Source organism: Rothia sp. (in: high G+C Gram-positive bacteria) (genome assembly GCF_030540545.1).
In the GTDB taxonomy this organism is placed as follows: domain Bacteria; phylum Actinomycetota; class Actinomycetes; order Actinomycetales; family Micrococcaceae; genus Rothia.
On record NZ_JAUNVZ010000039.1, the window covers coordinates 1 to 1386 of the forward strand.

Annotated in this window: 1 protein-coding gene and 1 pseudogene; one reads left to right on the forward strand and one right to left on the reverse strand. The window is 61.2% G+C overall.

Features of this window, described 5'->3' with window-relative positions:
• Positions 1–442 precede the first annotated feature (442 nt).
• Positions 443–1135 carry a transcriptional initiation protein Tat gene (locus tag Q4P78_RS08750; RefSeq protein ID WP_303339992.1) on the forward strand — a complete coding sequence of 231 codons (693 nt, stop codon included), beginning with the start codon at positions 443–445 and terminating at the stop codon, positions 1133–1135.
• A 15-nt stretch (positions 1136–1150) separates the two neighbouring features.
• Here the strand turns inward: Q4P78_RS08750 and Q4P78_RS08755 are convergent.
• Positions 1151–1386, reverse strand: a pseudogene (locus Q4P78_RS08755) (ABC transporter ATP-binding protein); the annotation flags it as partial.

Below are 1386 nucleotides of genomic sequence, written 5' to 3' on the forward strand. Positions count from 1 at the left end.
AGGATGCTTGTGAATTGAGTGAATGAAATACAGCTAATTGGCGCACCACAACCACCCCCGACACGCGGTACGCGCGGTGCGCTGCGACGCGCACCAGCACGAAAATGCATAAAAATCCGCTATGTCCGGGGTTGAAGTGCACAAATTTTCAAATATTTCCTACACATAATAGCGCCATTACAGCGCGCAGGCACACTTGTCTACTACACTGGATAGGTCGTATTCACTCACATCGCATACATTCACACTCTCTCAAATACATACAGGAGTCCACGTGACCCACGCACCCTTCAGGGGCGGCCTCACGCGGCGCCGCGCACTCGCTGGCGCCGCATGGTCCGCCCCCGCCGTTGCCGCATCCGCAACGGCCCCAGCCTACGCAGCCTCGGACCAAGTAGTTGCCGTCGACTACGGGGTATTCACTCAGGCGTTTAACACCACCATGGATAACCCCAACAGCACCTTCTTCGGGCTCGACTCGTACCACGGGCAGCTCACCGACACGCGCGCATCCCGCACCACCAAGTGGGAGGGCCTGCTCGCCGCAGGCGGGGGCACGTTCACCCCCGGCGGCAGCGTCGGCAACGGCCTCTACGGGGGTGCCGGGCTATGGTTCGCTGCCCCGCACACAGCATCCGGCGAATACACGGGAACCACCACCCTGCGCGCCGGGGCACGTTTCAGCGTCGAGTACACGTTCACGTTCGCCGACGAAATACAGACCCGCCCGCCCCTGCTGTGGGAGGACGGGGAACAGCAGCAGGGGGCTGCGCTCGCTCAAAGCGCCGGTGGTGCCCGGTCGAACAACCCGCGGCTTGCGGCGTTCAACGGGGCCGGTTTCACCGCGGTATTCCGGGAATCAGACAGCTACGGGACGGAGTGGCGCGGCACCCTCGACGTTGTCACCACTGAGGACGCGGTGGCCTCAGCTGAGGGGATGCAGGTGTTTAACCAGGTACTGCTGAGCCAGGTGCCTGTGTACTACGACCAGGTGGGTGAGTCGTTTAGCCTGCGAACAACCGTGACCGTGGTGGATGCGACCCTGCTGCTGGAGCCGGTGAACAGTGCGGCCCCGTCCGAGCAGAATATTGCGGGGCTTTCCGCCAGTGCCACTATCACTCACTCCCCCGCGTAGGCCCTGCGCACGCCGCTAATGGATGAGCTGATGAGAGACAAGCTCCCGGTAGAGGGGTGAGAACTCCATGAGTATGTCGTGCGTGCCTTGGGCGACGATCCTGCCGTGATCCATCACGTAAATCATGTCGGCGTTAACGACGGTGGACATACGGTGGGCAACCATAATCATGGTTGACTCGGGGGCGGCGTTATTATTCAGCACAGACACCACCAACTCTTCGCTAATGCCATCAAGCTGGGAGGTGAACT

What these genes read in the sequence shown, in the direction of transcription:
- Q4P78_RS08750 (WP_303339992.1), top strand. Translation starts at nt 443, where the DNA reads ATGGATAACCCCAACAGCACCTTCTTCGGGCTCGACTCGTACCACGGG.